Below are 23,146 nucleotides of genomic sequence, written 5' to 3' on the forward strand. Positions count from 1 at the left end.
CAGATCGTTTGCGATCACGCAACACCCCTGCGCCACAGTGGTGTGCATGACTGACCGTAACCCCACCTCCGGGTCCCGTCCGCACCGTCACCACTGGCGTCGCGACCTCGTCGAACTCGCCGCCCTGTTCTGCGCCGTGGCCGTGGCCGACGGCATCGCCAATCTTGTCGTGCACGGCCCCCGGGGCCCGATCCTGCTGGTCGCCTCGGCCGTCGCGCTCCTCGTCACGGCGGCCTTCCACACCTGGTGGGCCCGGCGCCACAGCCATGCTCCGCCGCCGGCCGGCGCCCCCTCCGATCCGGCGCCCGTGCCCTCCGCGACGACCGGCGCGGGCGGCACGGGCGGAACGGGCAAGGACGGTACGGGTACGGCCGCGGCGACCGCCGCGCTGTGGCGGATGCGGACGACCGTACGGGACGAGCCCGGCAGCCTCGCCTCGCTCTGCACCGCCCTCGCCCGCAACGGCGTGGACATCCTGACGCTCCAGACCCACCCCCTCCCCGAGGGCGGCACGGTCGACGAGTTCCTGCTCCGCGCGCCGCAGCGGCTGCCCTCCGCCGAACTCACCCGGGTCGTCGCCCGGGCCGGCGGCCACAGCACCTGGATCGAGCGCGCCGACGCCCACGACCTGGTCGACACGCCCACCCGGGTCCTCGGCCTGGCCACCCGGACCGCCCTGGATGCCGCGGAACTGCCGCTCGCGCTGCGTCAGCTGCTCGGTCGCTGCACCATCCACTCGATTCCGGCGACCACCCTGTCCGGCCGCCCCAACGCGGGCGCCGACGCCCCCGTGGAGGGCGTCCTGGAGGCCACCGTGATGCGGCTGCGCGACCCTTCCGGCGGAGCCATCACCGTGGAGCGCCCGTACCTGCCCTTCACCCCGACGGAGTTCGCCCGGGCCCGCGCCCTCGTCGAGCTCGACGCCCGTCTCGGCCCGCGCGTTCCGCGCGGCCAGCACGTCCTGACCCTGCCCGAGGGCAACGAGATCACCGTGCGCCGCGCCGACGGCTCCGACCTGCCGGCGGCCCGCGCCATGCACGACCGCTGCTCCGAGCGCACCCTCGGCCTGCGCTACCACGGCCCCGTCGCCGACGCGGACCGCTACCTCGGGCACCTGCTGAGCCCCCGCTTCGGCCGGACGGTCGCCGCGACGACGGCCTCGGGCAAGCTCGTGGCCCTCGGCCACCTGCTGTGGGACGGCGACGAGACCGAGGTGGCACTGCTCATCGAGGACGAGTGGCAGCGCCGCGGCATCGGCTCCGAGTTGCTGAGGCGGCTGCTCGCGATGGCCGTCGAGGCGGGGTGCGACAGCGTCTACGCCGTCACCCAGGCCTCCAACACCGGGATGGTCGCGGCGATGCGCGGCCTCGGCCTGCCCCTCGACTACCAGATCGAGGAGGGCACGCTGGTGATCACCGCCCGGCTGGACGCGACCCCCGCCGCCCCGCGTCCCGCGTACGGAATCCCGCACGCCCAGGCCCCGTACGAACGAGGCCACCGGCACTGAGGCCCGTCGGGCCCGGCGGGGCCCGCCCCGCGGACGCCTGAGGCCGCCCTCCGCCCGCCCGTCGGCGGAGGCGGTCGCGGCGGGTACCTCCGGCGGCCCGGCATCGCAGCGGGGTCTCGGGCGCCGCTGGAGGCCGAATGGGGCGCGGGCGGAGTGCGGTCCGGGCGGGCTCCCGCCCACCGGGAACCCCGGGACCCGGCTTCCGCCGGCCGCCGGGTCCGCCACCTCGCGCGAAGTTCCGTACGGGCGGGGCGCCCAGGGGTACCGGGAGCCGGGCCCGGCCCTCCGGTGAGCCTCGCGTCAGGTCCCCCGGCCGCCACGGTGATGACGCGGGGCGGTTCCGCGTACGAAGATGGCCGCATGTCAGAGACCCTCCACAGTGACAGCGCAGCACGTCTGCCCCGTCAGGTCGCCGACGCGTACGTCGACGACCTCATCGCCATCGACCCGATCACGGGCACCTACCTCGGCGTCGCGGCCAGCTCCGGCAAACTGCCGGACTTCTCCCCGGCGGGCCGCGCCGCCGCCGCCGAACTGTCGCGCGCCACCCTGGCCGCGCTCGACGCCGCAGAGCGCTCGCCCGGCGCCGACAACGAGGCCGAGCGGCGCTGCGCCCGGCTGCTGCGCGAGCGGCTCCACGCCGAACTCGCCGTCCACGAGGCCGACGAGGACCTGCGCGCCGTCAGCAACATCCACTCCCCCGCCCACTCGGTCCGCGAGGTCTTCACCCTGACCCCGGCCGACAGCGAGGAGGACTGGGCCGCGATCGCCGAGCGGCTGCGCGCCGTACCGACCGCCCTCGCCGGGTACCGCGAGAGCCTCGCGCTCGGCCTGGAACGCGGGTTGCTCGGCAGCCCGCGCCCCGCAGCCACCTTCGTCGAGCAGCTCACCATCTGGGCCGGCGAGGCCGAGGACGGCGCCCGGGACTTCTTCGGCGAGTTCGCCTCCGCCGGACCGCAGGCCCTGCGCGCGGAACTGGACGGAGCGGCCGCCGGTGCGACGGCGGCCGTGGCCGAACTGCGGGACTGGATGCGGGACGTGTACGCCCCGGCCATCACCGACGCGCCGGACCCGGTGGGCCGCGAGCGCTACGCCCGCTGGGCGCGCTACTTCAACGGCAGCGACCTGGACCTGGACGAGGCGTACGCCTACGGCTGGGCCGAGTACCACCGGCTTCTCGCCGAGATGCAGTCCGAGGCGGCCAAGATCCTGCCGGGCGCCGGCCCCTGGGAGGCGCTGCGGCACCTGGACGAGCACGGCACCCACATCGAGGGCGTCGACGAGGTCCGGACCTGGCTGCAGGGCCTGATGGACGAGGCCATCGAGAACCTGGACGGCACCCACTTCGAACTCGCCGAGCGGGTCAAGCGGGTGGAGTCCATGATCGCCCCGCCGGGCGGTGCGGCGGCCCCGTACTACACCAACCCCTCCGAGGACTTCTCCCGTCCCGGGCGCACCTGGTTGCCGACCATGGGTCAGACCCGTTTCCCGGTGTACGACCTGGTGTCCACCTGGTACCACGAGGGGGTTCCCGGCCACCACCTCCAGCTCGCGCAGTGGCAGCACGTGGCGGACCGGCTGTCCCGCTACCAGGCGACCGTCGGCCTGGTCAGCGCGAACGTCGAGGGTTGGGCGCTGTACGCGGAGCGCCTGATGGACGAGTTGGGCTACCTCAAGGACGCCGAGCAGCGGCTGGGTTACCTGGACTGCCAGATGATGCGGGCCGCCCGGGTGATCGTGGACATCGGCATGCACCTGGGTCTGGAGATCCCGGCGGACTCGCCGTTCCACCCGGGCGAGCGTTGGACGGTCGACCTGGCACAGGAGTTCTTCGGGCTGCACAGCGGCCGGCCGGCGGACTACATCGAGAGCGAACTGACCCGCTACCTGTCGATGCCGGGGCAGGCCATCGGCTACAAGCTGGGCGAGCGCGCCTGGTTGCTGGGCCGGGACAACGCCCGTGCCGCGCACGGCGAGTCCTTCGACCTGAAGGCCTGGCACATGGCGGCGCTGTCGCAGGGCTCGCTGGGCCTGGACGACCTGGTGGACGAGCTCTCCAAGCTCTGAGCCGCTCGGCCCGCGTCGCGGGGCCTGCGGTGCGCCGACGGGCCGCACGTTCCCCGGAAGGGGGGTGTGCGGCCCGTCGGCGATGGGCGGCGGTTCAGCAGCCGCAGTCGTCGGAGTCGGTGGGCGAGGTCAGCGGGTCGGCCTCGGCGCGCCGCTCGGAGCCCTGCCAGGTCTCGACCTCGAAGCCCTCGCGGATCCAGTACTCGATGCCGCCGAGCATCTCCTTGACCTGGAAGCCGAGTTCGGCCAGGGCGAGGGCGGAGCGGGTACCTCCGTTGCAGCCGGGTCCCCAGCAGTAGGTCACGACCGGCAGGCTCCGGTCGAGGAGCTTGTCCGCCTGCTCGGGGATGAGGGCCGTGGGGAGGTGGACGGCGCCGGGCACGTGGGCCTGGTCCCAGGACGGGGTGGAGCGGGAGTCGACCAGTTGGAAGCCGAGCTCGGCGCCCTGCTCGCGGTGGGCCTCGAAGGCGGCGGCGACGTCGGACACGTCCGCGTGGAAGGCGAGGCTCGCGGCGAAGTACGCGGCGGCCGCGGCCGGGGTTGCCGGCGGCACCCGTAGGACGGGGTTCGTACGGAGGGCGGCGGGGGCCGGGGTGCTCGTTGTCGTCGTCATGGACATGAATCTACGAAGCGCGGAACATCCGTGGAAGCGAGTTTTCCCGGCCTTCGGCTTGTTCGCCCGGGGATTCCCCTGCTACACCTGCGGGATGACCGACTATTCCCCCGACGCCACCGACTGGCGCATCCTGAGCGTCCTCCAAGAGGACGGCCGCGCCAGTTTCACCGACCTCGCCCGCGCCGTGTCCATGTCCGCGAGCGCCGTCACGGAACGGGTCCGCCGCCTGGAGGAGACGGGGATCATCACCGGCTACACTGCCGTCGTCGATCACGAGAAGCTGGGCAAGGCCATCCTGGCGCTGGTGCGGCTGCGCTATCCGCACGGCAACTACAAGCCCTTCCACGACTTCCTCGACGCCACCCCGGAGATCCTGGAGGCCCACCACGTCACCGGGGACGACTGCTTCGTCCTCAAGGTCACCGCCCGCTCGATGGGTCACCTGGAGGAGGTCACGGGCCGGATCTCGGGTCTGGGCCCGGTGACCACCAGCGTCGTGTACTCGTCCCCGCTGTCCCGGCGGCCGATCAGTCCGTGACGGCCGCCGCCGTGCGGTGGCGGACCACCGAGCCGCCGCGCTGCTTGACGATCTCCAGTTGGGCCTGGACCCGGGTGCGCAGGTCACCGACGTGGCTCACGATGCCGACGCTGCGGTCCCGCTCGCGCAGGGAGTCCAGTACGTCCAGGACCTCGTCCAGGGCCTGGTCGTCGAGGCTGCCGAAGCCCTCGTCGATGAACAGGGTGTCCAGCCGCATGCCGCCTGCCTCGTCGGTGACCACGTCCGCCAGTCCCAGGGCCAGCGCCAGGGAGGCGAAGAAGGTCTCGCCGCCCGACAGCGTGGCGGTGTCCCGCTCGCTGCCGGTCCAGGCGTCGAGGACGTGCAGGCCGAGCCCGGAGCGGCCGCGGCCGCTCGCCCTGGCGTCGGAGTGGACGAGGGTGTAGCGGCCGCCCGACATCCGCAGCAGCCGTACGGTCGCGGCGGCGGCGACCTGCTCCAGCCGCGCGGCCAGGACGTACGCCTCCAGCCGCATCTTGCGCTCGTTGTCGGCGGAGGTGCCCGCGGTGAGCCCGGCCAGCCGGGCCACCCGCTCGTACGCGGCGCGCAGCGGGCCCAGCGCGCGCAGCTCGTGCTCCGCCTGCCGGGAGAGCCGGTCGAGTTCGGCGCAGCGCACCCGGGCCGCGTCGACGGCCGAGCCGGCGGTGCGCAGCCGGGCGGCGGCGCGTTCCGCGCGGGCCTCGGCGGCGTACGGGTCCGCCGCGGGCAGGGCCGCCGCACGGGCGGTGTCCTGCTCGGCGTGCCGCTCGGCCAGCATGGCCTCCTCCGCCCGCCAGGCGTCGATGCGGTGCTGGAGGGCGGTGCGCTCGTACTCGGGGAGCACCGCGTCGGCGGCGGCTTCGATGGTGTCGAAGCCGGCCTTGAAGGCGGCGTCGGCGAGCTGCCCGTCGGCCTCCTTCAGTCGGGCGGTGGTGACCTCGGCCCGGCGCAGCGCGCCGGCGGCGGTGGTGACCATCCGGATCCGGTCCTCCAGGACGCGGGCGCGGGCGGCGACGCTGGGGGCGTCGCCCCGTACCAGGACCAGCTCCGCCTCCAGGGAGGCCTGTTCCCGGTCGAGGGCCTCGCGGCGCTCGGCGCGGGCGGCGGCCCGGCGTTCGGCGTCGAGCCGGTCGGCGCTGCGGGCGGCGTGCTCGCGCTCGGCGCGGCCCAGCCGCTCGCGGGCGGTGTGCAGGGCGGCCGCGTCCGCGTGGGCGGCGGCGTGCCGGGAGCTCAGGTCCGCGGTGAGGGCGCGCAGTTCGGCGGTGGTGGACTCCCCGGCGGCCGACGCGGCCTCGGACTCGGCCTCGCGGACGGCGGCGAGCCTGCGCTCGACGCCGGCCCTGCGCTCCTCGGCGTGTTCGAAACGGGCGTGCGCGGAGTCCTCGGCGTCCCGGTCCACGTGCCCGGGGGCGGGGCGGGCCGGGTCGGGGTGCTGCTCGGATCCGCAGACCGTGCAGGGTTCCCCGGCGGTGAGGGCCTCGGCGAGTTCGGCGGCGATGCCGCGCAGCCGGGCCTCCTTGAGTTCGAGCCAGCGCTCCCGGGCGGCGGCGGACCCCTCGCGGGCCAGCAGCAGTTCGGCCGCGGCGGCTTCGGCGTCGGCGGCCAGGGCGTCCCGCCGGCCGGCGGCGGTGAGCTGCATGCGGACGGGCTCCAGCCGGCCGGCGAGCTGCTCGGCCAGGGTCGCCGCCTGTTGGGCGGCGTCCACCCGGTCCTGGAGCGCGGCCCGGGTGTCGTCCCAGCGGCCGAGCCAGTCGAGGGACTCCTGGTGCTGCTCGTCGGCGTCGCGGGACTCCCGCTCCAGGGTGGCGCGCTCGCGGCCGATCTCGGCGCTGCGCTGCTCGGCGCGGCGGGCGGCGCCGACCGCGCCGAGTTCCTCGCGCAGCCCCTGCTCGACGGAGGCGAGCTGTTCGGCGCCCGCCTCGGCGAGGGTCGGCGGGAGTACGGCGCGTGCCACGGTCTCGGCGTGCCCGGCGGTGAGGTGGGCGGAGGCCGCGGCCCCGCGCAGTTCCAGGGCGGGGGCGACGAGGGCGCCGCGGCGGGCCCGGTCCAGGAGGCTCCGTACGCGTTCGCGTTCGGGCGCGTCCTGTGCGAGCCGCTCCGCGCGTCGGGTGGTCTCGGCGTGCCGGTGCTGGAGCCGGTCGAGTTCGCGGGCCTCCTCGGCGTCCCGTCGGGCGGCCGCGTGCCGTCCCTCGACCGCGGCCAGCGCGTATTCGGCGACGGTGAGCCGTTCGCGGGCGGAGCAGCGGGCGACGGCCGCCCACTCCCGAACGGCCTCGGCGAGGCCCGGGTCGCCGGGCTGGTGCCGGGGCAGCGGCCAGGCGCGCAGGTCGGCGCTGTCGCCGGCGGCCTGGGCGAGCCGCTGGGCGGCGGCGAGGACCTTCTCGTCGCCGGCTCGCACCTTGGCCTCGGCGGCCCGGCGGCGTTCGGCGAGCAGGGCCTCGACGGCGGCGAAGCGGCGGGTGTCGAAGAGCCGGCCGAGGAGCCGGCCGCGGGCCTCGGCGCCGGCGCGCAGGAACTGGGCGAACTCGCCCTGCGGGAGGAGCACGACCTGGCAGAACTGTTCCCGGCTCATGCCGAGGAGCTGTTCGACCTCCTCGCCGATCTCCTGGTGGGAGCGGCTGAGCGCCGTCCACTTGCCGCCGGTGTGCTCGCGCAGCCAACTCTGCGGCTTGTCCTTGGTGGTGCCGGCGCCGCGCTTCTTGGGCCGGTCCTGTTCGGGGCGGCGGGTGATCTCCAGTCGGCGGTCGCCCGCGGTGAGTTCGAGGGTGATCTCGGTCGGCACCTCGGGGGCGGCGTGGTCGCTGCGCAGGCTGGTGCCGGGTGACTGTCGGGAGCCGGGCACCGATCCGTAGAGGGCGTAGCAGACGGCGTCGAGGACGGAGGTCTTGCCGGCGCCGGTAGGGCCGTGCAGCAGGAAGATCCCGGCGCCGGACAGGGCGTCGAAGTCGATCTCCTGGGGTTCGGCGAACGGCCCGAAGGCGGTGATCCGGAGCCGGTGCAGCCTCATCGGGCGATCTCCTGACGGCTGTCCTGGGCACGTACGTCGTCGAAGGCGCCCCGGAGCACGTCCCGTTCGGCGTCGTCGGCCGTGCCGCCGCCCCGTACGTGCGCGACGAAGTCCTCGGCGATCTCCTGGTCGCTGCGCCCCTTGAGCCGCTGGGCGTAGGAGGCCGTCCCGTCCTCCTCGCGGCCCTCGGGTTCGAAGGCGAGGCTGAGGGTGTGCGGGAAGCGGGCGGTGAGGCGTGCCATGGGGTCGGCGGGCCGGACCGGGTCGGTGAGCGTGACCTCGATCCAGTCGTCCTCGCGGGGGGTGAGGGACGGGTCGTCGAGGATCTCCTCCAGGCGCCCGCGCAGCCGGGACAGGTCCCTCGGGACGGGGGTGTCGATCCGTTCGGCGGTGGTGATCGCGCCGTCGGCGTCGAGGTCGATCAGCCACATCGTCTTGCGGTGGTCCGCTTCGGAGAAGGAGTAGGCGAGCGGAGAACCGGAGTAGCGGACCCGTTCGTTGATCGTCTGGCAGCCGTGGAGGTGGCCGAGGGCGGCGTAGTCGACCCCGTCGAAGACGGAGGCGGGCACTGCCTCGACCCCGCCGACGGTGATGTCGCGTTCGCTGTCGCTGGCCTGCCCGCCGGTGACGAAGGCGTGGGCGAGGACGATGGAGCGGGTCCCGGGCGCCCGGGAGGCCAGGTCGGCCCGGATCCGGTCCATGGCCGCGCCCAGCACGGCTTCGTGGCCGACCTTCTCTGCGCCGAACTCCTCCTTGACGAGGGCCGGTTCCAGGTACGGCAGCCCGTACAGGGCCACCTCGCCGTGCGCGTCGGCCAGCACCACGGGGTCGGCGCAGCCCGCCGGGTCGGTCCGCAGGTGGATCCCGGCCCGGCCGATCAGCCCGGCCCCGACGCCGAGGCGGCGGGCGGAGTCGTGGTTCCCGGAGATCATCACGGTCGGCACGCCGAGGTCGGCGAGCCGGTGCAGGGCCCGGTCGAACAGCTCGACCGCGGGCAGCGGGGGCACGGCCCGGTCGTAGACGTCGCCGGCGACGAGGACGGCGTCGACCTCGTGTGCGCCTACGGCCGCGACGAGGTGGTCGACGAAGTCGGCCTGGGCTCCGAGCATGTTCACCCGGTGGAAGGATCTGCCGAGGTGCCAGTCCGAGGTGTGCAGGAACTTCACTCGCTCGCTCCGACCCGCACGCTTGATCTCCTTCGTGGCCCTGCTCCGACCCTCCAGGCTAACCCGTTCCCCGGCCGCACCACCGCGCCCTTCCGCTCCTCGGACCTCAAGGGTGACGGGCCGGGCGGCCGGCCCGTCGGACGTCGGCGGCGGGTTCAGCCCTCGCTGTAGGCCTCGCCGCCGAGCTCGAAGCCGGCGGTCCCGGCGGTGACGTCGGCGAGCCAGGCCCGGAAGGCGTCGACGTCCGCCTCGGGGAGTCCGATGTCGATGGAGACCGCTTCGCCGTAGCGGACGTCCAGCACGGCCCGCCCGGTGGAGCGCAGATCGTTCTGGGTCCGGCCGGCGCGCTGGTGGTCGACGGTGACGGTGGCGAGCCGGTAGCGGTGGCGGGTGACGGTGCCGAGCGCGTCGAGGGCCTCGCCGACGACTCCCCCGTAGGCCCGGATGAGTCCGCCCGCGCCGAGCTTCACGCCGCCGTAGTAGCGGGTGACGACGGCGACGGCGTAGCGGATGTCGCGCCGGGTCAGCATCTGCAGCATGGGCACCCCGGCGGTGCCGCCGGGCTCCCCGTCGTCGCTCGCCTTCTGCACCGAGGCGTCCGCGCCGATCACGTACGCGAAGCAGTTGTGCGAGGCGGTGGGATGCTCCTTGCGGATCCGCGCGATGAACTCCTGGGCCTCCCGCTCCGTCGCCGCGGGCGCGAGCGAGCACAGGAACCGCGAGCGGTTGATCTCCGACTCGTGCACGCCCTCGCGGGCCGGCGTCACGTACTGGTCTGCCTTCACCGCTCCACCCTACGGGGAATCGGACAGGTGTCCTTTTCGTTGATCCGGCAGAGCGATCCGGCTCAGCGGCAGACCAGAACAGCAGGAGGCGGCACGCGTGTACGGCGACCCGGCGACCATCCGCAAGATCCTCACCGAACTCGGCGACACCTGGGCGGTGGTGGGCCTGTCCAACAACGCGGACCGGGCCGCCTACGGGGTGGCCCGCGTGCTCCAGCGGTACGGCAAGCGCGTGGTGCCGGTGCACCCGAAGGCGGAGACGGTGCACGGCGAGCAGGGGTACGCCTCGCTGGACGCGATCCCGTTCAAGGTGGACGTGGTGGACGTCTTCGTGAACAGCGCCCTGGCGGGCGCGGTGGCCGACGAGGCGGTGGCGGCCGGCGCGGAGGCGGTCTGGTTCCAACTGAACGTGGTCGACGAGGCCGCCTTCGCCCGGACCCGCGGGGCGGGCCTGGACATGGTCATGGACCGCTGCCCCGCGATCGAGATCCCGGCCCTGTAGACACGTCGCACGGCGACCGCGCGCGGCCGTGGGCCGACCGCGCGCGTCAGTGGTGTCCGCCTGCGCCGGGGACCGGTGGGATCGACACCGCCATGGTCATCTCCATCGGCGCGGCGCCCTCGTTGCGGTAGGCGTGCGGGACGTTCGCCTCGAAGGAGACGGCCCCGCCCGCGGGCACCGCGTACCGCTCCTCCGCGATGACCAGGGTCAACTCCCCGGCCGTGACGTGCAGCATCTCGAAGGTGCCGGCGGGGTGCGGGTCCGAGGCGGTCCCGTCCCCGGCCTCCAGCCGGTAGGTCCACATCTCGACGGGTCCGCGCCGGTCGTCGCCGAGCAGCATGTGTGCCTCGCTGCCGGCGCCGCCGGTCCACATGCGCACCCCGTGCCCCGGTGGCACCACGTGCACCCGGGGGCTGCGCTCGTGGTCCAGGAGCGTGGTGATGCTGACTCCGAGGGCGTCGGCCAGTTTGACGGTCGTGCCGACGCTGGGGTTGGTCCGCGCCTGCTCGATCTGGATGATCATGCCGCGGCTGACGCCCGCGCGGGCCGCCAGTGCGTCCAGGGTGAAACCGCGCTCGCCGCGCCACCGCTTGAGGTTCCGGGCGAGCGCCTGGGTGAGCTGTTCGAGGTCCGACACCATTCCGTCCAATATTTTGGATGACTCAGTACAACAAAGTAAACTAACCTACGGCGTATTCGATCCTGTACCCCACCGTTCACCGCACTGTACTGCGAGGCCCCTGCCATGACCGCCCTCTTCGCCCTGGCCACAGCCGTTCTGTGGGGACTCGCCGACTTCGGCGGCGGACTGCTGACCCGCCGGATACCGGCGATCACCGTGGTGGTGGTATCGCAGGTCGTCGCCGTCGTCGTGCTCGGGGCCGTGGTGATCGGCACGGGCGCCTGGCGGGAGGCCGGCCCGCAGCTGTGGTTCGCGGTGGGCGCCGGTCTCGTCGGCCCCGTGGCGATGCTCAGCTTCTACAAGGCGCTGGCCCTCGGCCCGATGGGCGTCGTCTCGCCGCTCGGGTCCGTCGGCGTGGTCGTGCCGGTCGGCGCCGGGCTGTTGCTGGGCGAGCGGCCCGGCCCCGGCCAGTTCGCGGGCATCGCGGTGGCCGTGGTCGGCATCGTCCTCGCGGGCGGCCCCGAGTTGCGCGGAGCGCCCGTACAGCGCCGGGCCGTGGCGCTGACCCTCGTGGCCGCCTTCGGGTTCGGCGCGGTGATGGCCCTGATCGCGGAGGCCTCCACGACCGTGACCGGGCTGTTCCTCGCCCTCTTCGTCCAGCGGGTCACGAACGTCGCCGTGGGCGGCGCCGCCCTGTGGGCGCAGACCCGGCGGGGCGTGCCCGCGCTGCCGGAGGGCTTCGGGCCGCGCGACCTGTGGAGGATGCTGCCCGCCCTGGCCTTCGTCGGCCTCGCGGACGTGGCGGCGAACGGCACGTACTCCATCGCCGCGCAGAACGGCCCGGTGACGGTGGCGGCCGTCCTCTCCTCGCTCTACCCGGTGATCACCGCGCTGGCCGCCTTCGCCGTGCTCAAGGAGCGACTGCGCGGCATCCAGGCGGCGGGCGCCGGGCTGGCCCTGGCGGGAACGGTCCTGCTCGCGGCGGGCTGACTCGCGGCGGGCCGAGGGGACCTCGGGCCCCGCCGGTCCTGCTCGCCGCGGGCCGAAGCCTCAGGCCCCGCCCGCCTCCACCTCCGCCAGCTGCGCCAGCCCGCGCAGCTGCTCCGGCGTCATCCCGTCGGGGATCGGCACCGGCGCCGGGGTCCGCAGCGGCGGCTGCCAGCCCGTCGCGGGCTCCCAGCGGCGTACGATCCGCGCCGGCGCCCCCGCCACGACCGCGTGGTCGGGCACCTCGCCCCGGACCACGGATCCGGCGGCCACCACCACGTTGCGGCCCAGCCGGGCCCCGGGGAGGATCACCGCGCCCGTACCGAGCCAGCAGCCGGGGCCGATCTCCACCGGCGCGTTGCGCGGCCACTGCCTGCCGACGGGCTCGTTCGGGTCGTCGTAGCTGTGGTTCGTGGAGGTGATGTAGACGCCCGGACCGCAGAAGGTGTCGTCACCGATGGTGATGCGGGTGTCGGCGATGACGTGGCTGCCCCGGCCCAGGACCACTCCGTTGCCCAGGATCAGGACCGGCTCCGCGCCGAGGTCGAGGTCGGGCATCATCCCGGCGGTCAGGGTGACCTGCTCGGCGATGATGCAGTGGGCGCCGAGCCGGATCCACCGCTCGCCGAAGACGGTGCCCTGCGGGAACGCGAGCCGGGTGCCGTCGCCGATGGCGTCGAACCGCAGCCGTCCCGGGGTCTGGGCGGTGATCGCGCCCGCCCGCTGCATCCAGCGCCATCCCGCGTGCGCCACCCGGCCCGCGACACGGCGGCGCAGGGCGGTCAGGGATGAGAACGTGTTCTGGTTCTTCGGCACCCGGCCACGGTAGTGGTCCGCGCGCCGGGCGTCGGGACCCCCGACCTGTGATCTTCACCCCATCACCGGAGCGGCCGGGTGCGTGCCCTACGGTGCCGGTAGCGCGGCATCCGGAAGCAGAGGAAGAGATCATGACGTATCAGGCGGGCCAGGCACTCATCGCGGGCGTCGGCGGGAAGCAGCCGGCCGTCGACCCGACGGCCTTCACCGCGCCGACCTCGGTGGTCGTCGGCGACGTCACTCTCGGCGCCGGCGCGAGCATCTGGTACTCGGCGGTGCTGCGCGCCGACTGCGGCCCGATCACGCTCGGCGCGGACAGCAACGTGCAGGACAACTGCACCGTGCACGTCGACCCCGGATTCCCGGTGTCCATCGGCGAGCGCGTCTCCATCGGCCACAACGCCGTCGTCCACGGCTGCACGGTGGAGGACGACTGTCTCATCGGCATGGGCGCGACCGTGCTGAACGGCGCCGTGATCGGCGCCGGTTCGCTGGTGGCCGCGCAGGCCCTCGTCCCGCAGGGCATGGTGGTCCCGCCCGGCTCCCTGGTCGCGGGCGTGCCCGCGAAGGTGCGGCGGGAGCTCACCGAGGAGGAGCGCGAGGGCATCAAGGTCAACGCCGCGATGTACACGGCGCTCGCCGAGCAGCACCGCGCGTCGGTGACCCCCGCCTGACGTCCGCGACGGACCGGCCCCCGGTGCGCGACGGTCCCGGGGGCCGCGGTGCCGGGCCGCCGCGGCGGCCCGGCCGCGTCAGTCAGCGACGCCCGCCGTCGCGGGGGCCGGGGCCTGGTCCGCGTCCGGCGCCGCGCTCTCGCGGAGCTGGGCCGCGGCCTTCTTCATGCGGCTGCGGATCACCAGCGTCACGATGAGACCGCCCGCCACGGCCAGGGCGAGCGCCAGCCAGGAGAACCGCTTCAGCCACGGCTCGGCGACGATGCCGACCGAGTAGATGACGGCGGTGGTGCCGCCGGCCCAGAGGATCCCGCCGAGGACGTTCGCGACGAGGAACCGCCAGTACGGCATCCGCAGGACACCGGCCAGCGGTCCGGCGAAGATCCGCAGCAGGGCCACGAACCGCCCGAAGAAGACGGCCCACATGCCCCACTTGTCGAAGGAGCGCTCCGCGAGGGCCACGTGCTCGGGCCCGAAGTGCTTGGGGAAGCGCCGCCCCAGTTTCTCCAGCAGCGGCTTGCCCCCGCGGCGGCCGATCGCGTAGCCGATCGAGTCGCCGATGATCGCGCCCGCGATCGCGCACAGACCCAGGACCACCGGGTCGATCTCCCCGTGCTGGGAGGCCAGCAGGGCCGAGCTGACCAGGATGATCTCTCCGGGCAGGGGGATCCCCAGGCTCTCCAACCCGATGACCAGACCCACCAGGAGATAGACGCTGATCGGCGGAATCGTCTCCAGCCATTCCTGGATGTGCACCGGTGGGTCCTCCCGAGTTCTCGCCGCCGGGCTCCCGTGACCCGCCGGACGGGGCAGCCTATCGGCTCCCCACGACCGCCTGCGCCCGCAAGGTCAGTTCGCGTGACGACCGCCCGACGCGGACCTCCCGACGGCCGGCGCCGAGCACCCATGCCCGCCGCTCCGGGTCCCAGGACGACAGCGTCCGCACGTCGATGTCCACGGTGACCGACTGGGACTCCCCCGGCGCCAGGGTGAGCCGCCGGTAGCCGGCCAGTACCCGTACCGGCTGCTCCAGCGCGAGCCGCTCCGACGGCCCGACGTAGACCTGCGCGACCTCGGTGCCCTTGCGGCGTCCCGTGTTGCGCACAATGAACTCCGCCCGAAGGCCGCCGCGTTCGGGCCTCACGGTCAGCTTCTCGTAGGCCCAGGTCGTGTACGAGAGGCCGTGCCCGAAGGGGAACAACGGGGTCGCCCCGTTGGCGTCGTACCAGCGGTGGCCGACGTGGACGCCCTCGGTGTACTCCTGCCGGCCGCCCACCCCCGGGTAGCGCAGGAGGTCCCCGGCGACCGGGGTCGTCCGCTCGTCCGCGGGGAAGGTCTGCGTCAGTCGGCCCCCCGGGTCCACGTCCCCGAAGAGGAGGTCGGCCGTCGCGCCCGCGCCCTCCTGGCCCGGGTAGTACATCTGGAGCACCGCGCCCGTACGGGCGAGCCAGGGCATGGTGGTGCACGACGAGGTGTTGAGCACCACCGTCGTGCGGGGGTTGACCGCGGCCACCGCCTCGATCAGCGCCTCCTGCCCGCCGGGCAGCCCCAGCGAGGTCCGGTCGTGCCCGTCGGTGGCGTCCTCGTACGCGAACAGCACCACGCTGTGCGCCGCCCGGGCGGTCCGCACGGCCTCGGCGACGTCCGCGGCGCGCGTGGCCCGGGTGGTGTGCCGCAGCCGGAACCGTTGCCCGGCGGAGCCGCCCTCGGCGGTGACGGCGAGCCGGTGGGTACCGGCCTTCAGGGCGAGCGTGCGGCGCCGGACGGACATCCCGTCGGGAGCCCGGCCGAGGAGGGCACCCGCGAACGGCTCGGCGGCCCCCTGCCGGACGGGGAACAGGTCCTCACCGTCGAGCCGGACGGTCGGCCGCTTCCCGGTGTGGTGGACGAGCAGCGTCCACTCGTCGTCGGCGGCCAGCGTGAACTGCCCCTGGTGGCTCCAGGACCGGCCGGCCTCCACCCGCCGGTCGTCGAGCGCGGCGGGCGGGGTCAGCAGCCCGGCCGGCAACGCCGTGCCGTACGGGTCCTCGCCGAGGGCGTAGCGGACGGTGGCCCCCTTGCCCGCCCGCCGCGTGAGGGCGGTGAGCGGGGAGAGGGGCCGGTCCGGGAGCACCGGCGCGCTGCCGCCGGCGACGAGCGGGACCCGGCCGGTGGGGCCGATCACCGCGAGGGAGCGGGCGGCGGCGCCGGTCAGCGGCAGGGTGCCGCGCTCGTTGCGCAGCAGCACCGCCCCGGCGGTGGCCACCTTGCGGGCCGTCCGGGCGCCCGCCGGCGCGTTGCGGGCGGGTCGGGCCGGTAGTTGGTCCGTGAGCAGGCCGAACCGGTCCAGGGTGGTCAGGATGCGGCGTACGGCCAGGTCGACGGCCTCCTGAGGGACGGATCCGCCCTGCACGGCCTCGCGCAGGGGGCCGCCGAAGTGGACGCCACCGGGCATCTCCATGTCGAGGCCGGCGGTGATCGGGGCGACGGCTCCGTGCAGGGCGTCCGGGTCGGACAGGACCCATCCGTCGAACCCCCAGCGGCCGCGCAGCACTTCGTCGAGCAGGGGGCCGTTCTCACAGGCGTGGACGCCGTTGACCTTGTGCCGGGCGCCCGTGACGGCGCCGGCCCCGGCGGCCACGGCCGCTTCGAAGCCGCGCAGCCCGGTCTCGTGGAGGGTCTGCTCCCCGACGCTGACGTCGACGGTGTCGCGGCCGAACTCCTGGTCGTCGAGGACGAAGTGCGGGACGGCGGCGATCAACCCCTCGTCCTGGACGCCGCGCACGACCTGGCCGACGATGTCGGCGGTCAACCGCGGGTCCTCGGCGAAGCTCTCGAAGTTCCGGCCGGCCCAGGGCGTACGGATCAGGTTGGCCATCGGCCCGAGCAGGACGTCCTGGCCGAGCGCGCGGCCCTCGCGGCCGATGACCCGTCCGTACTCACGGGCCAGCGCGGGGTCGAAGGCGGAGGCGAGCATCACGGGGGCGGGCAGCGCGGTGGCGGGCCTGCCGACGCCGATTCCGGCGGGCCCGTCGGCGAACCGGAGCGCGGGGATGCCCAGGCGCGGTACGCCCGCCACGTAGCCGGCGCGGCCCCGCGCGTGCGGGTCGGGGTCCGGGCCGCCGTGCAGCAGGGCGGTCTTCTCGTCGAGGGTGAGCTGGTCCAGCAGGGCGTCGACGCGGGCGCCGACGGCCGGCTTCCCGGCGGCGGGGACGGCCGGCGAGGCTTTGCGGGGCAGGGCGCCGGGCGGCACGGCGGCGACGCAGCCCGCCGTTCCCAGGGCGGAGCCGGCGGCGCCCACCGCGCCGAGCAGCCGGATCGCGGAACGTCTGGACACGGCCTCGCTCATGGGCGCTCCCTGCGGCGGCGCCTGGGCACCGGCCTCGGCATCGGTCGGCGGGAGCGGCCCGCGCCGGACCGCTCCCGCCGCCCACTGTGCGCGCCGGGGCCGCCGGGACCGACCGGACGCGCCCTGCGGCGCCGCCGGGTTCAGCCCTGCGGCGGCCCGGCGCGCCCGCTACCGGCCCGGTACGTCCGCCCAGGGCCTGCGCCGACCGGTCCCGCCGGCGGGGACGGTCGGCCCGCCCCCCGCCGTGTCCGGCGCCGTCAGCCGGCCGCGATCGGCCGCAGGGTCCACAGGATGGTCATCTCGCCCGTGACGGCCTCGTCCTCGCGCTGGATGGCGACGGTGACGGGGAACTCGGGGCGGCCGCCCGCCTCGAGTTCGGCGACGACGTCGGCGGCGGGGCGGCCGAGGGTGGCGGTGGCCGTCACGACGCCCTTGGCGAGCTTCTTGTAACCGATCTCGGCCTTGACGGCGAGGGGCACCGCGCGCGAGAGCTGGTCGCCGAAGGCGGCCAGGACGATGGCGCCGCTGGCGGACTCGGCGAGGGTGAACATCGCGCCGGCGTGCGGGCCGCCGACGTGGTTGTGGAAGTCGGGCTGGTCCGGCAGGCGGACGACCGCGCGCTCGGGAGTGGTCTCCAGGAATTCGAGGTTCAGGGTGCGGGCCATCGGCACCGTCTTGGCCAGCAATTCGCCCACGTTCATCTGTTCTGCGCTCATGGCACGCGATGTTACCCACGAGTAGAAGGCCTTGGCCAGACCTGCCCCGGGGGCGGCCGTGGCTCCCGGAGGCCGCGCCCACTATCGTTACCGGCCATGTGGCCAGGACAGCAGCAGCAGCCCGGGGGCGAGCAGAACCCCCAGGACGCGCAACAGAACCCGTACCAGCAGCAGCCGGGGCAGCCGAACCCGTACCAGCAGCAACCGCAGCCGGGGTTCGGCGAGCAGCAGCCCGGCTACGGATACCCGCAGGCGGGGTACCAGACGCCGCCCCCGGTGCAGCCGTGGGGTCAACCCCCGACCCAGCAGCAGCCGGCGACCCCCGGACCGGGCGGCGGCAGCCCCTTCGCCACCCGGACCGTGGCCATCGTCGCGGTCTCGGCGGTCATCGTGACCGCGGCCGTGACCGGAGCCTTCGTCCTGACCCGGGACGACGACAAGAAGACGCAGGCCAACGACAAGCCGGCCGCCTCCCCCTCCGCGCCCGCCAGTTCCCCCGCGGCGCCGCCCGCCCCGAGCGGGAACCCGCGCTCCGGCGGGGACCTGAAGCCCCTGATCGCCGGCTGGAAGGTGGTCATCAACCCGAAGTACGGCACCGCCTTCGACGTCCCGCCGGAGTGGAACGTGCTCGGCTCGGGCACGTCCATCGGGTTCGAGGACGCGACCAAGACCGACGGCGGCCCCTTCGTCATGATGTCCGCACCGGCCTACCTCAAGGAGGACTGGTGCAAGGTCGACTCCGACAAGAACGGCAGTGAGGAGACGACCTCCCTCGCCGGCACCGGCACCAAGGGCGGCCAGGGCGCCAAGGACACCGCTTCCGCCTCGCGCAGCGAGGCCGGGACCTGGGTCTACGGTGGCTACGCGCAGAAGCAGCCCAAGGAGATCGTCAAGTTCACCGACCCGAAGGAGTACACCTCCACCTCCGGGCTCAAGGGTCACGTCACCACCGCGACCGTGACCGGCGTGCCCAAGGAGAACAAGTGCGACTCCGACGGCAAGAGCATCGCGTTCAGCTTCAAGACCGCCAACGGTGACTTCTCCACCTGGGTCCTCTACGGCGCCGCGGGCGTCCCCGGCGAGGTCGACCAGGCGACGTACGAGAAGATCCTCAGCACGGTCCGGCTGACCGAGGCCGCGCCGCCGAACTGATCCCCGCCCCGTTCCGTTCCCGCTCGTCCCCCACCGAGCAGGGCCCGCTCCCCGCTCCGGGCCGGACATCCGCTTTCCGATAATTCGGTTGGATTTCCGGCCCGGAGCGGCGAGAGTCCACGGGTGAGTCCACCCCCTGATCCCCCCTCCCCCGCTCGCGCGCGCCGTCGGCCCACGTGGGCCGGCCGCAACTACACCCTGCTGACGGGCGCCGCGGTCATCACCAACCTCGGTAGTCACGGGGCGCTCATCGCAGCCGCCTTCGCCGTGCTGGAGTCGGGGGGTTCCGGTGGGGACGTCGGCCTCGTCGCGGCCGCCCGCACGCTGCCCCTCGTCCTCTTCCTGCTCATCGGCGGCGCGATCGCCGACCGACTGCCGCGCCACCGCGTGATGGTCGCGGCCAACGCCCTCAACTGCGTTTCGCAGGGCGCCTTCGCGCTGCTCGTCCTCGCCGGGGACCCCCAGCTGTGGCAGATGATGCTGCTCACCGCGCTGTGCGGCACCGGAACGGCCTTCTTCAACCCCGCCGCCGAGGGCATGCTGCTCTCCAGCGTCTCGGGCGAGCACGCCAACCGCGCCTTCGCACTCTTCCGGATGGCCATGAACGGCGCCGGCATCGGCGGCGCCGCCCTCGGCGGGGCCATGATCGCCGCGATCGGCCCCGGCTGGGTGCTGGCCGTGGACGCCCTGGCCTTCGCCCTCGCGGGCGCCCTACGGGCGTTCCTGGACGTCGGGAAGGTCGCGGACCGGGCCCCCGGCGGCGGTCTGCTGGCCGACCTGCGCGAGGGTTGGGTGGAGGTCAGGACCCGACCCTGGCTGTGGAGCATCGTGCTCCAGTTCTCCGTGGTCGTCGCCGTCGTCGGCGCCGCGGAGGCGGTGTACGGACCTCTCGTCGCCCGCGACCAGTTGGGCGGGCCGGCGCCGTGGGGCCTGGCCCTGGCCTGCTTCGGTGTGGGGACCATCGGCGGCGCCGTCCTGATGATGGTGTGGAAACCCCGCAGGCTGCTGCTGGTCGGCACGCTGTGCGTGTTCCCGCTGGCGCTGCCGTCGGCGGGGCTGGCGGTGCCGTTGCCCGTGTGGGCCCTGTGCGCGGTGATGTTCGTCAGCGGAGCCGCCATCGAGGTGTTCGGCGTCAACTGGATGACCACGATGCACCAGGAGATCCCGGAGGAGAAGTTCTCCCGGGTCTCCGCCTACGACTGGTTCGGCTCGGTGTCGATGCTGCCGCTCGCCACCGCCCTGGCCGGCCCCGCCGAGTCGGCCTTCGGCCGCGCCCCGTCGCTGTGGGGCTGCGCCGTCCTGGTGGTGGTCGGCACGGCCGCGGTGCTCTTCGTCCCGGACGTACGGAACATGACCCGCAAGCCCCCCGCGGTGAAGGCCCCTGCACTGCCCACCACGACGGACAGCACGAGCCCCGCCGCGGTGTGAGACGGGCCCGGTACCGGCCCAGGTGCCGGGCTCACCCCAGGCTGAACGCGCCCTGCGGCGGCTCCGGCGAGGCCACCGCCTCCGCGTCCGGCACGGTCCGCGCGCCCCTCATCAGGCGGGCCAGCCCCGCGCCGTACTCCACCCGGGCCGGGAACGCGTCGCCGGCGCACCGCCGGGCCAGGGCGGCCACCGGCAGCGGGGAGTCGGAGGCCAGCAGCACCGCGTTGCCGAAGCGCCGCCCGCGCAGCACCGCCGGCTCGGCGATCAGCGCCAGCTCCCCGAAGGCGGCCGCGAAGTTGGCCAGTTGCGCCTTGAGGAACGCGAACGGTGCCCCGTCCGCCAGGTTGGCGGCGTACAGGCCGCCGGGCCTCAGGACGCGGGCCGCCTCCCTCGCGTACTCCACCGAGGTCAGCTGGGCCGGCACGCGCGAGCCGCCGAAGACGTCGGCGACCAGGACGTCCGCGCTCGCCGCCGGAGCCGCGGCCAGCCAGGCCCGCGCGTCGGCGGCGTGCACCGTCACCCGCGCCCCGTCGGCGAGCGGCAGGTGCTCCGCGACCAGTTCCACCAGGGCCGCGTCGAACTCCACCACCGTCTGCCGGGACCCGGGCCGGACCGCGGCGGCGTAGCGCGGCAGGGTCAGCGCCCCGCCGCCCAGGTGCAGCACGTCCAGGGCGGCGCCCGGCTCGGCCGCGCCGTCCAGGACGTGCGCGAGCCGGCGTACGTACTCGAACTCCAGGTGCTCGGGGTCGTCGAGGTCCACGTAGGACTGCGGCGCCCCGTCCACCGTCAGCAGCCAGGCCCGGTCCCGGTCCACGTCCGGCATCAGCTTGGCGGTGCCCTGGCCCACGTCCCGGATCACCGGGATCTGTTCGTCGCTCACTCCACCATTGTCCGGCGCGGGTCAGCCGCTCCAGACCGCCTTCGCCGCGCCCGTGTGCTCGGCGGCCTGGGCCAGCCCCGCGCGGGCGGCGGGGTCGCGGCGCGCCGGGTCCAGGACGTTGCGTCCGAAGGCCTTGCGGGCCTGCGCGGAGGGCGTGATCAGCAGGACCCGTGCGCCGGCCGCGCGCAGCCGCTCCGCCTGGGCGGCGGGCGAGGGGATCTTTCCGGCGCCGAGCGCCATCGGTGCGATGATCACCACCCGTCGGTAGCCGGCGGCGATGTCCGCGTTGGTCGCGGAGCGGACCCCGCCGTCGATGAACCTGCGGCCGGCGACCGTCACCGGGGGCCACACACCGGGCACGGCGCAGCTCGCCGAGACCGCGTCGACGAGGCCGGCGTCGCCGGCGCGGTCGAAGGCGGTCAGCTCGCCGCTCAGGGCGTCCACGGCGGTGACGACGAGACGCCGCTCGGGCCATTCGTGCGAGACGAGGCGGGCCTTGAGCACCTCGCGGCGCACGGCCTCCGGGCCGGTGTCGGCGGCGAGGGCCATGGCGCCGATCCGCCTGCGGTACTGGGCGGCGTCGCGCGAGCGGGCCATCGCGACGGCGTACCGGGCGAGCAGCCCCGCGCCGAACCGGGCGACGGCCTCGCCGGTGGCGTCGCCGAGCTGGCGTTCGTAGAGCTGCTGCGGGGTGAGCAGCCCGGAGGTGAGCTGGGCGCCCACCACCGAGCCGGCGGAGGTGCCGACGACGAGGTCGGCGGTGGTCAGGTCGACGCCCTCGCGGGCGAGCCCGTACAGGATGCCGGTCTCCCAGCCGATGCCGGTGAGTCCTCCACCGCCCAGTACCAGCGCCGTGTCGCCGTTCATGGCCCGTCCCCGTTCCGCCCGCGGTGTCCCGCCCGTGTGGTGACGGCAGTCTGACGCAGCGGGGGCGCCGTCACCACATGCGGGGTGCTATCCGACCTCGGTCACCGTCCCGGCGCCGACGGTGCGGCCGCCCTCGCGAATCGCGAAACCGAGCCCCGCCTCCAGCGGGACGTCCCGCCCGAGTTCCACCGTCATCGTGACGGTCTGCCCGGGCCGGGCCCCGGCGGCGGCGCCGAGGTCGACGTCCCCGACCACGTCCGCGGTGCGGAAGTAGAACTGCGGCCGGTAGCCGGAGGCGATCGGGGTGGTACGGCCGCCCTCCCGCGCGGAGAGGACGTGGACCCGGGCGGTGAACCGTCGGGCCGGCCGCACGCTGTCCGGAGCGGCGACGACGTCCCCGCGCCGGACCTGGTCGCGGTGCACCCCGCGCAGCAGCAGGGCGACGTTGTCCCCGGCCTCGGCGGACTCCATCGGCTTGCCGAAGGTCTCCAGGCCGGTGACGACGACCGGGTCACCGGCGCCGTCCCCGCCGAGCAGGCTGACGCGGTCGCCGAGTCGGACCGTGCCCCGCTCGACGGACCCGGTGACGACGGTCCCGCGACCGGTGATGGTCAGCACGTTCTCGACCGGCAGCAGGAACGGCGCGTCCGTGTAGCGCACCGGTGTGGGCACGTAGGTGTCCACGGCGTCCAGCAGCGCCTGGACGGCACCGGTCCACTGCGGGTCGCCGCGCAGCGCGCCGAGTCCGGAGACCCGTACGACGGGCGCGGCGTCCCCGCCGTACCCGTGCGCGGTGAGCAGTTCGCGGACCTCCAACTCGACGAGGTCGGTGAGCTCGGGGTCCCCGGCGTCGACCTTGTTGAGCGCCACCACGATGTGGTCGACGCCCACTTGGCGGGCGAGCAGGATGTGCTCGGCGGTCTGCGGCATGACCCCGTCGAGCGCGGAGACGACGAGGATCGCCCCGTCGAGCTGGGCCGCGCCCGTGACCATGTTCTTGATGTAGTCGGCGTGGCCCGGCATGTCGACGTGGGCGTAGTGGCGGGTGTCGGTCTCGTACTCGACGTGCGTGAGGTTGATGGTGATGCCGCGGCGGGCCTCCTCGGGCGCCCGGTCGATGCGCTCGAAGGGTACGTAGGCGGCGCCGCCCCGGTCGGCGAGGACCTTGGTGATCGCGGCGGTCAGGGTGGTCTTGCCGTGGTCGACGTGGCCCATGGTGCCGATGTTGAGGTGCGGCTTGGTGCGCGTGAAGGCCGTCTTGGCCATGATGTTCTTCCCGTGGCTCGAAGCTGGACGGGACCCCTGGACGAGCCGACCCTCCCCCTGTGGGGTCCGCCGGACGATCCGGGAAGGGTCAGGTTCGCGCGCCGTCGAACGCGGCGGCCACTGCGGGTGCCTCGGGTGCGGCGGCAGCCTTCGGCGCGTCCGCGACTGCGGACGGCGCTGCGGGGAAGGCGTACCGGAACATGTGGCCGATCCTGCCCGAGGCTT

20 protein-coding genes are annotated in these 23,146 nt (G+C 74.5%); 8 read left to right on the forward strand and 12 right to left on the reverse strand.

The genetic code is table 11. The annotated features are described in order from the left end of the window. Nucleotides 1-46 precede the first annotated feature (46 nt). Together ACFY0I_RS28765 and ACFY0I_RS28770 are read left to right on the forward strand one after the other, a co-directional pair. The gene (locus ACFY0I_RS28765) at nucleotides 47-1,507 is read left to right on the forward strand and encodes a GNAT family N-acetyltransferase (RefSeq protein ID WP_388901279.1); all 1,461 of its coding nucleotides are present in this window, start codon (nucleotides 47-49) and stop codon (nucleotides 1,505-1,507) included. A gap of 360 nt (nucleotides 1,508-1,867) precedes the next feature. Then, nucleotides 1,868-3,574, forward strand: coding sequence for a DUF885 domain-containing protein (locus tag ACFY0I_RS28770; RefSeq protein WP_388901281.1), 1,707 nt, complete (start codon nucleotides 1,868-1,870; stop codon nucleotides 3,572-3,574). A 94-nt stretch (nucleotides 3,575-3,668) separates the two neighbouring features. Here the strand turns inward: ACFY0I_RS28770 and ACFY0I_RS28775 are convergent, their stop codons facing one another. Next, nucleotides 3,669-4,187, reverse strand: coding sequence for a rhodanese-like domain-containing protein (locus ACFY0I_RS28775; RefSeq protein WP_388901283.1), 519 nt, complete (start codon nucleotides 4,185-4,187; stop codon nucleotides 3,669-3,671). Nucleotides 4,188-4,281: 94 nt separating this feature from the next. Between ACFY0I_RS28775 and ACFY0I_RS28780 the strand changes: the two genes are divergently transcribed. Beyond that, complete coding sequence (locus ACFY0I_RS28780) at nucleotides 4,282-4,728, forward strand: Lrp/AsnC family transcriptional regulator (RefSeq protein ID WP_388901285.1); 447 nt, start codon at nucleotides 4,282-4,284, stop codon at nucleotides 4,726-4,728. Here ACFY0I_RS28780 and ACFY0I_RS28785 read toward each other — a convergent pair. The 3 genes from ACFY0I_RS28785 to ACFY0I_RS28795 form a co-directional block, all read right to left on the reverse strand. Beyond that, nucleotides 4,718-7,732: an AAA family ATPase gene (locus ACFY0I_RS28785; RefSeq protein ID WP_388901286.1), complete on the reverse strand. Its 3,015-nt coding sequence runs from the start codon at nucleotides 7,730-7,732 to the stop codon at nucleotides 4,718-4,720. The genes ACFY0I_RS28780 and ACFY0I_RS28785 overlap by 11 nt on opposite strands. After that, a complete protein-coding gene (locus ACFY0I_RS28790; RefSeq protein WP_388901288.1) occupies nucleotides 7,729-8,898 on the reverse strand; it encodes an exonuclease SbcCD subunit D in 1,170 nt (389 codons plus the stop codon). Before ACFY0I_RS28790 ends, ACFY0I_RS28785 begins: the two co-directional genes overlap by 4 nt. Before the next feature lie 155 nt (nucleotides 8,899-9,053). Then, nucleotides 9,054-9,683 (reverse strand): YigZ family protein, encoded by a 630-nt coding sequence (locus tag ACFY0I_RS28795; protein ID WP_388901289.1) that lies wholly within the window; start codon nucleotides 9,681-9,683, stop codon nucleotides 9,054-9,056. 97 nt (nucleotides 9,684-9,780) lie between these two features. Here ACFY0I_RS28795 and ACFY0I_RS28800 point away from each other — a divergent pair, with 97 nt between their 5' ends. Then, on the forward strand, nucleotides 9,781-10,185 hold the full coding sequence (locus ACFY0I_RS28800) for a CoA-binding protein (protein ID WP_388901290.1): 405 nt from the start codon (nucleotides 9,781-9,783) through the stop codon (nucleotides 10,183-10,185). Nucleotides 10,186-10,231: 46 nt separating this feature from the next. Here ACFY0I_RS28800 and ACFY0I_RS28805 read toward each other — a convergent pair whose 3' ends face one another. Beyond that, nucleotides 10,232-10,822 carry a helix-turn-helix domain-containing protein gene (locus ACFY0I_RS28805; protein WP_388901416.1) on the reverse strand — a complete coding sequence of 197 codons (591 nt, stop codon included), beginning with the start codon at nucleotides 10,820-10,822 and terminating at the stop codon, nucleotides 10,232-10,234. A gap of 108 nt (nucleotides 10,823-10,930) precedes the next feature. On the opposite strand from ACFY0I_RS28805, the gene ACFY0I_RS28810 reads away from it, so the two are divergent. After that, nucleotides 10,931-11,797 (forward strand): EamA family transporter, encoded by an 867-nt coding sequence (locus tag ACFY0I_RS28810; RefSeq protein ID WP_388901291.1) that lies wholly within the window; start codon nucleotides 10,931-10,933, stop codon nucleotides 11,795-11,797. 60 nt (nucleotides 11,798-11,857) lie between these two features. Here ACFY0I_RS28810 and ACFY0I_RS28815 read toward each other — a convergent pair whose 3' ends face one another. Beyond that, entirely contained in the window at nucleotides 11,858-12,610 is a 753-nt protein-coding gene (locus tag ACFY0I_RS28815) for an acyltransferase (protein WP_388901292.1), read from the reverse strand. Between the two features lie 131 nt (nucleotides 12,611-12,741). Here ACFY0I_RS28815 and ACFY0I_RS28820 point away from each other — a divergent pair, with 131 nt between their 5' ends. Beyond that, complete coding sequence (locus ACFY0I_RS28820) at nucleotides 12,742-13,284, forward strand: gamma carbonic anhydrase family protein (RefSeq protein WP_388901294.1); 543 nt, start codon at nucleotides 12,742-12,744, stop codon at nucleotides 13,282-13,284. A gap of 78 nt (nucleotides 13,285-13,362) precedes the next feature. Here ACFY0I_RS28820 and ACFY0I_RS28825 read toward each other — a convergent pair whose 3' ends face one another. From ACFY0I_RS28825 to ACFY0I_RS28835, 3 genes are all read right to left on the reverse strand, one after another. Continuing rightward, nucleotides 13,363-14,040, reverse strand: a complete 678-nt coding sequence (locus ACFY0I_RS28825; protein ID WP_388901296.1) for a DedA family protein — start codon at nucleotides 14,038-14,040, stop codon at nucleotides 13,363-13,365. A 58-nt stretch (nucleotides 14,041-14,098) separates the two neighbouring features. Continuing rightward, on the reverse strand, nucleotides 14,099-16,612 hold the full coding sequence (locus ACFY0I_RS28830) for a beta-glucosidase (RefSeq protein ID WP_388901298.1): 2,514 nt from the start codon (nucleotides 16,610-16,612) through the stop codon (nucleotides 14,099-14,101). Between the two features lie 257 nt (nucleotides 16,613-16,869). After that, the gene (locus ACFY0I_RS28835; protein ID WP_388901300.1) at nucleotides 16,870-17,328 is read right to left on the reverse strand and encodes a DUF4442 domain-containing protein; all 459 of its coding nucleotides are present in this window, start codon (nucleotides 17,326-17,328) and stop codon (nucleotides 16,870-16,872) included. A 96-nt stretch (nucleotides 17,329-17,424) separates the two neighbouring features. On the opposite strand from ACFY0I_RS28835, the gene ACFY0I_RS28840 reads away from it, so the two are divergent. Both ACFY0I_RS28840 and ACFY0I_RS28845 read left to right on the forward strand, forming a co-directional pair. Beyond that, a complete protein-coding gene (locus ACFY0I_RS28840; RefSeq protein ID WP_388901302.1) occupies nucleotides 17,425-18,480 on the forward strand; it encodes a hypothetical protein in 1,056 nt (351 codons plus the stop codon). A gap of 123 nt (nucleotides 18,481-18,603) precedes the next feature. After that, nucleotides 18,604-19,908, forward strand: a complete 1,305-nt coding sequence (locus ACFY0I_RS28845) for an MFS transporter (protein ID WP_388901303.1) — start codon at nucleotides 18,604-18,606, stop codon at nucleotides 19,906-19,908. 31 nt (nucleotides 19,909-19,939) lie between these two features. Here ACFY0I_RS28845 and ACFY0I_RS28850 read toward each other — a convergent pair whose 3' ends face one another. From ACFY0I_RS28850 to tuf, 3 genes are all read right to left on the reverse strand, one after another. Further along, a complete protein-coding gene (locus tag ACFY0I_RS28850) occupies nucleotides 19,940-20,731 on the reverse strand; it encodes a spermidine synthase (protein ID WP_388901417.1) in 792 nt (263 codons plus the stop codon). Nucleotides 20,732-20,809: 78 nt separating this feature from the next. Then, nucleotides 20,810-21,655, reverse strand: coding sequence for a patatin-like phospholipase family protein (locus ACFY0I_RS28855; RefSeq protein WP_388901305.1), 846 nt, complete (start codon nucleotides 21,653-21,655; stop codon nucleotides 20,810-20,812). An 87-nt stretch (nucleotides 21,656-21,742) separates the two neighbouring features. Then, the gene (tuf, locus tag ACFY0I_RS28860) at nucleotides 21,743-22,921 is read right to left on the reverse strand and encodes an elongation factor Tu (RefSeq protein WP_388901306.1); all 1,179 of its coding nucleotides are present in this window, start codon (nucleotides 22,919-22,921) and stop codon (nucleotides 21,743-21,745) included. Nucleotides 22,922-23,146 lie beyond the last annotated feature (225 nt).

Origin of the sequence: Streptomyces sp. NPDC001568 (assembly GCF_042893755.1) — a bacterium.
Taxonomy (GTDB): Bacteria; Actinomycetota; Actinomycetes; order Streptomycetales; family Streptomycetaceae; genus Streptomyces.

Coding starts and splice junctions, on each gene's coding strand:
- ACFY0I_RS28765 (WP_388901279.1), top strand. CDS start 47: ATGACTGACCGTAACCCCACCTCCGGGTCCCGTCCGCACCGTCACCAC.
- ACFY0I_RS28770 (WP_388901281.1), top strand. CDS start 1,868: ATGTCAGAGACCCTCCACAGTGACAGCGCAGCACGTCTGCCCCGTCAG.
- ACFY0I_RS28775 (WP_388901283.1), bottom strand. CDS start 4,187: ATGACGACGACAACGAGCACCCCGGCCCCCGCCGCCCTCCGTACGAAC.
- ACFY0I_RS28780 (WP_388901285.1), top strand. CDS start 4,282: ATGACCGACTATTCCCCCGACGCCACCGACTGGCGCATCCTGAGCGTC.
- ACFY0I_RS28785 (WP_388901286.1), bottom strand. CDS start 7,732: ATGAGGCTGCACCGGCTCCGGATCACCGCCTTCGGGCCGTTCGCCGAA.
- ACFY0I_RS28810 (WP_388901291.1), top strand. CDS start 10,931: ATGACCGCCCTCTTCGCCCTGGCCACAGCCGTTCTGTGGGGACTCGCC.
- ACFY0I_RS28820 (WP_388901294.1), top strand. CDS start 12,742: ATGACGTATCAGGCGGGCCAGGCACTCATCGCGGGCGTCGGCGGGAAG.
- ACFY0I_RS28830 (WP_388901298.1), bottom strand. CDS start 16,612: ATGAGCGAGGCCGTGTCCAGACGTTCCGCGATCCGGCTGCTCGGCGCG.
- ACFY0I_RS28835 (WP_388901300.1), bottom strand. CDS start 17,328: ATGAGCGCAGAACAGATGAACGTGGGCGAATTGCTGGCCAAGACGGTG.
- ACFY0I_RS28840 (WP_388901302.1), top strand. CDS start 17,425: ATGTGGCCAGGACAGCAGCAGCAGCCCGGGGGCGAGCAGAACCCCCAG.
- ACFY0I_RS28850 (WP_388901417.1), bottom strand. CDS start 20,731: ATGCCGGACGTGGACCGGGACCGGGCCTGGCTGCTGACGGTGGACGGG.
- ACFY0I_RS28855 (WP_388901305.1), bottom strand. CDS start 21,655: ATGAACGGCGACACGGCGCTGGTACTGGGCGGTGGAGGACTCACCGGC.
- tuf (WP_388901306.1), bottom strand. CDS start 22,921: ATGGCCAAGACGGCCTTCACGCGCACCAAGCCGCACCTCAACATCGGC.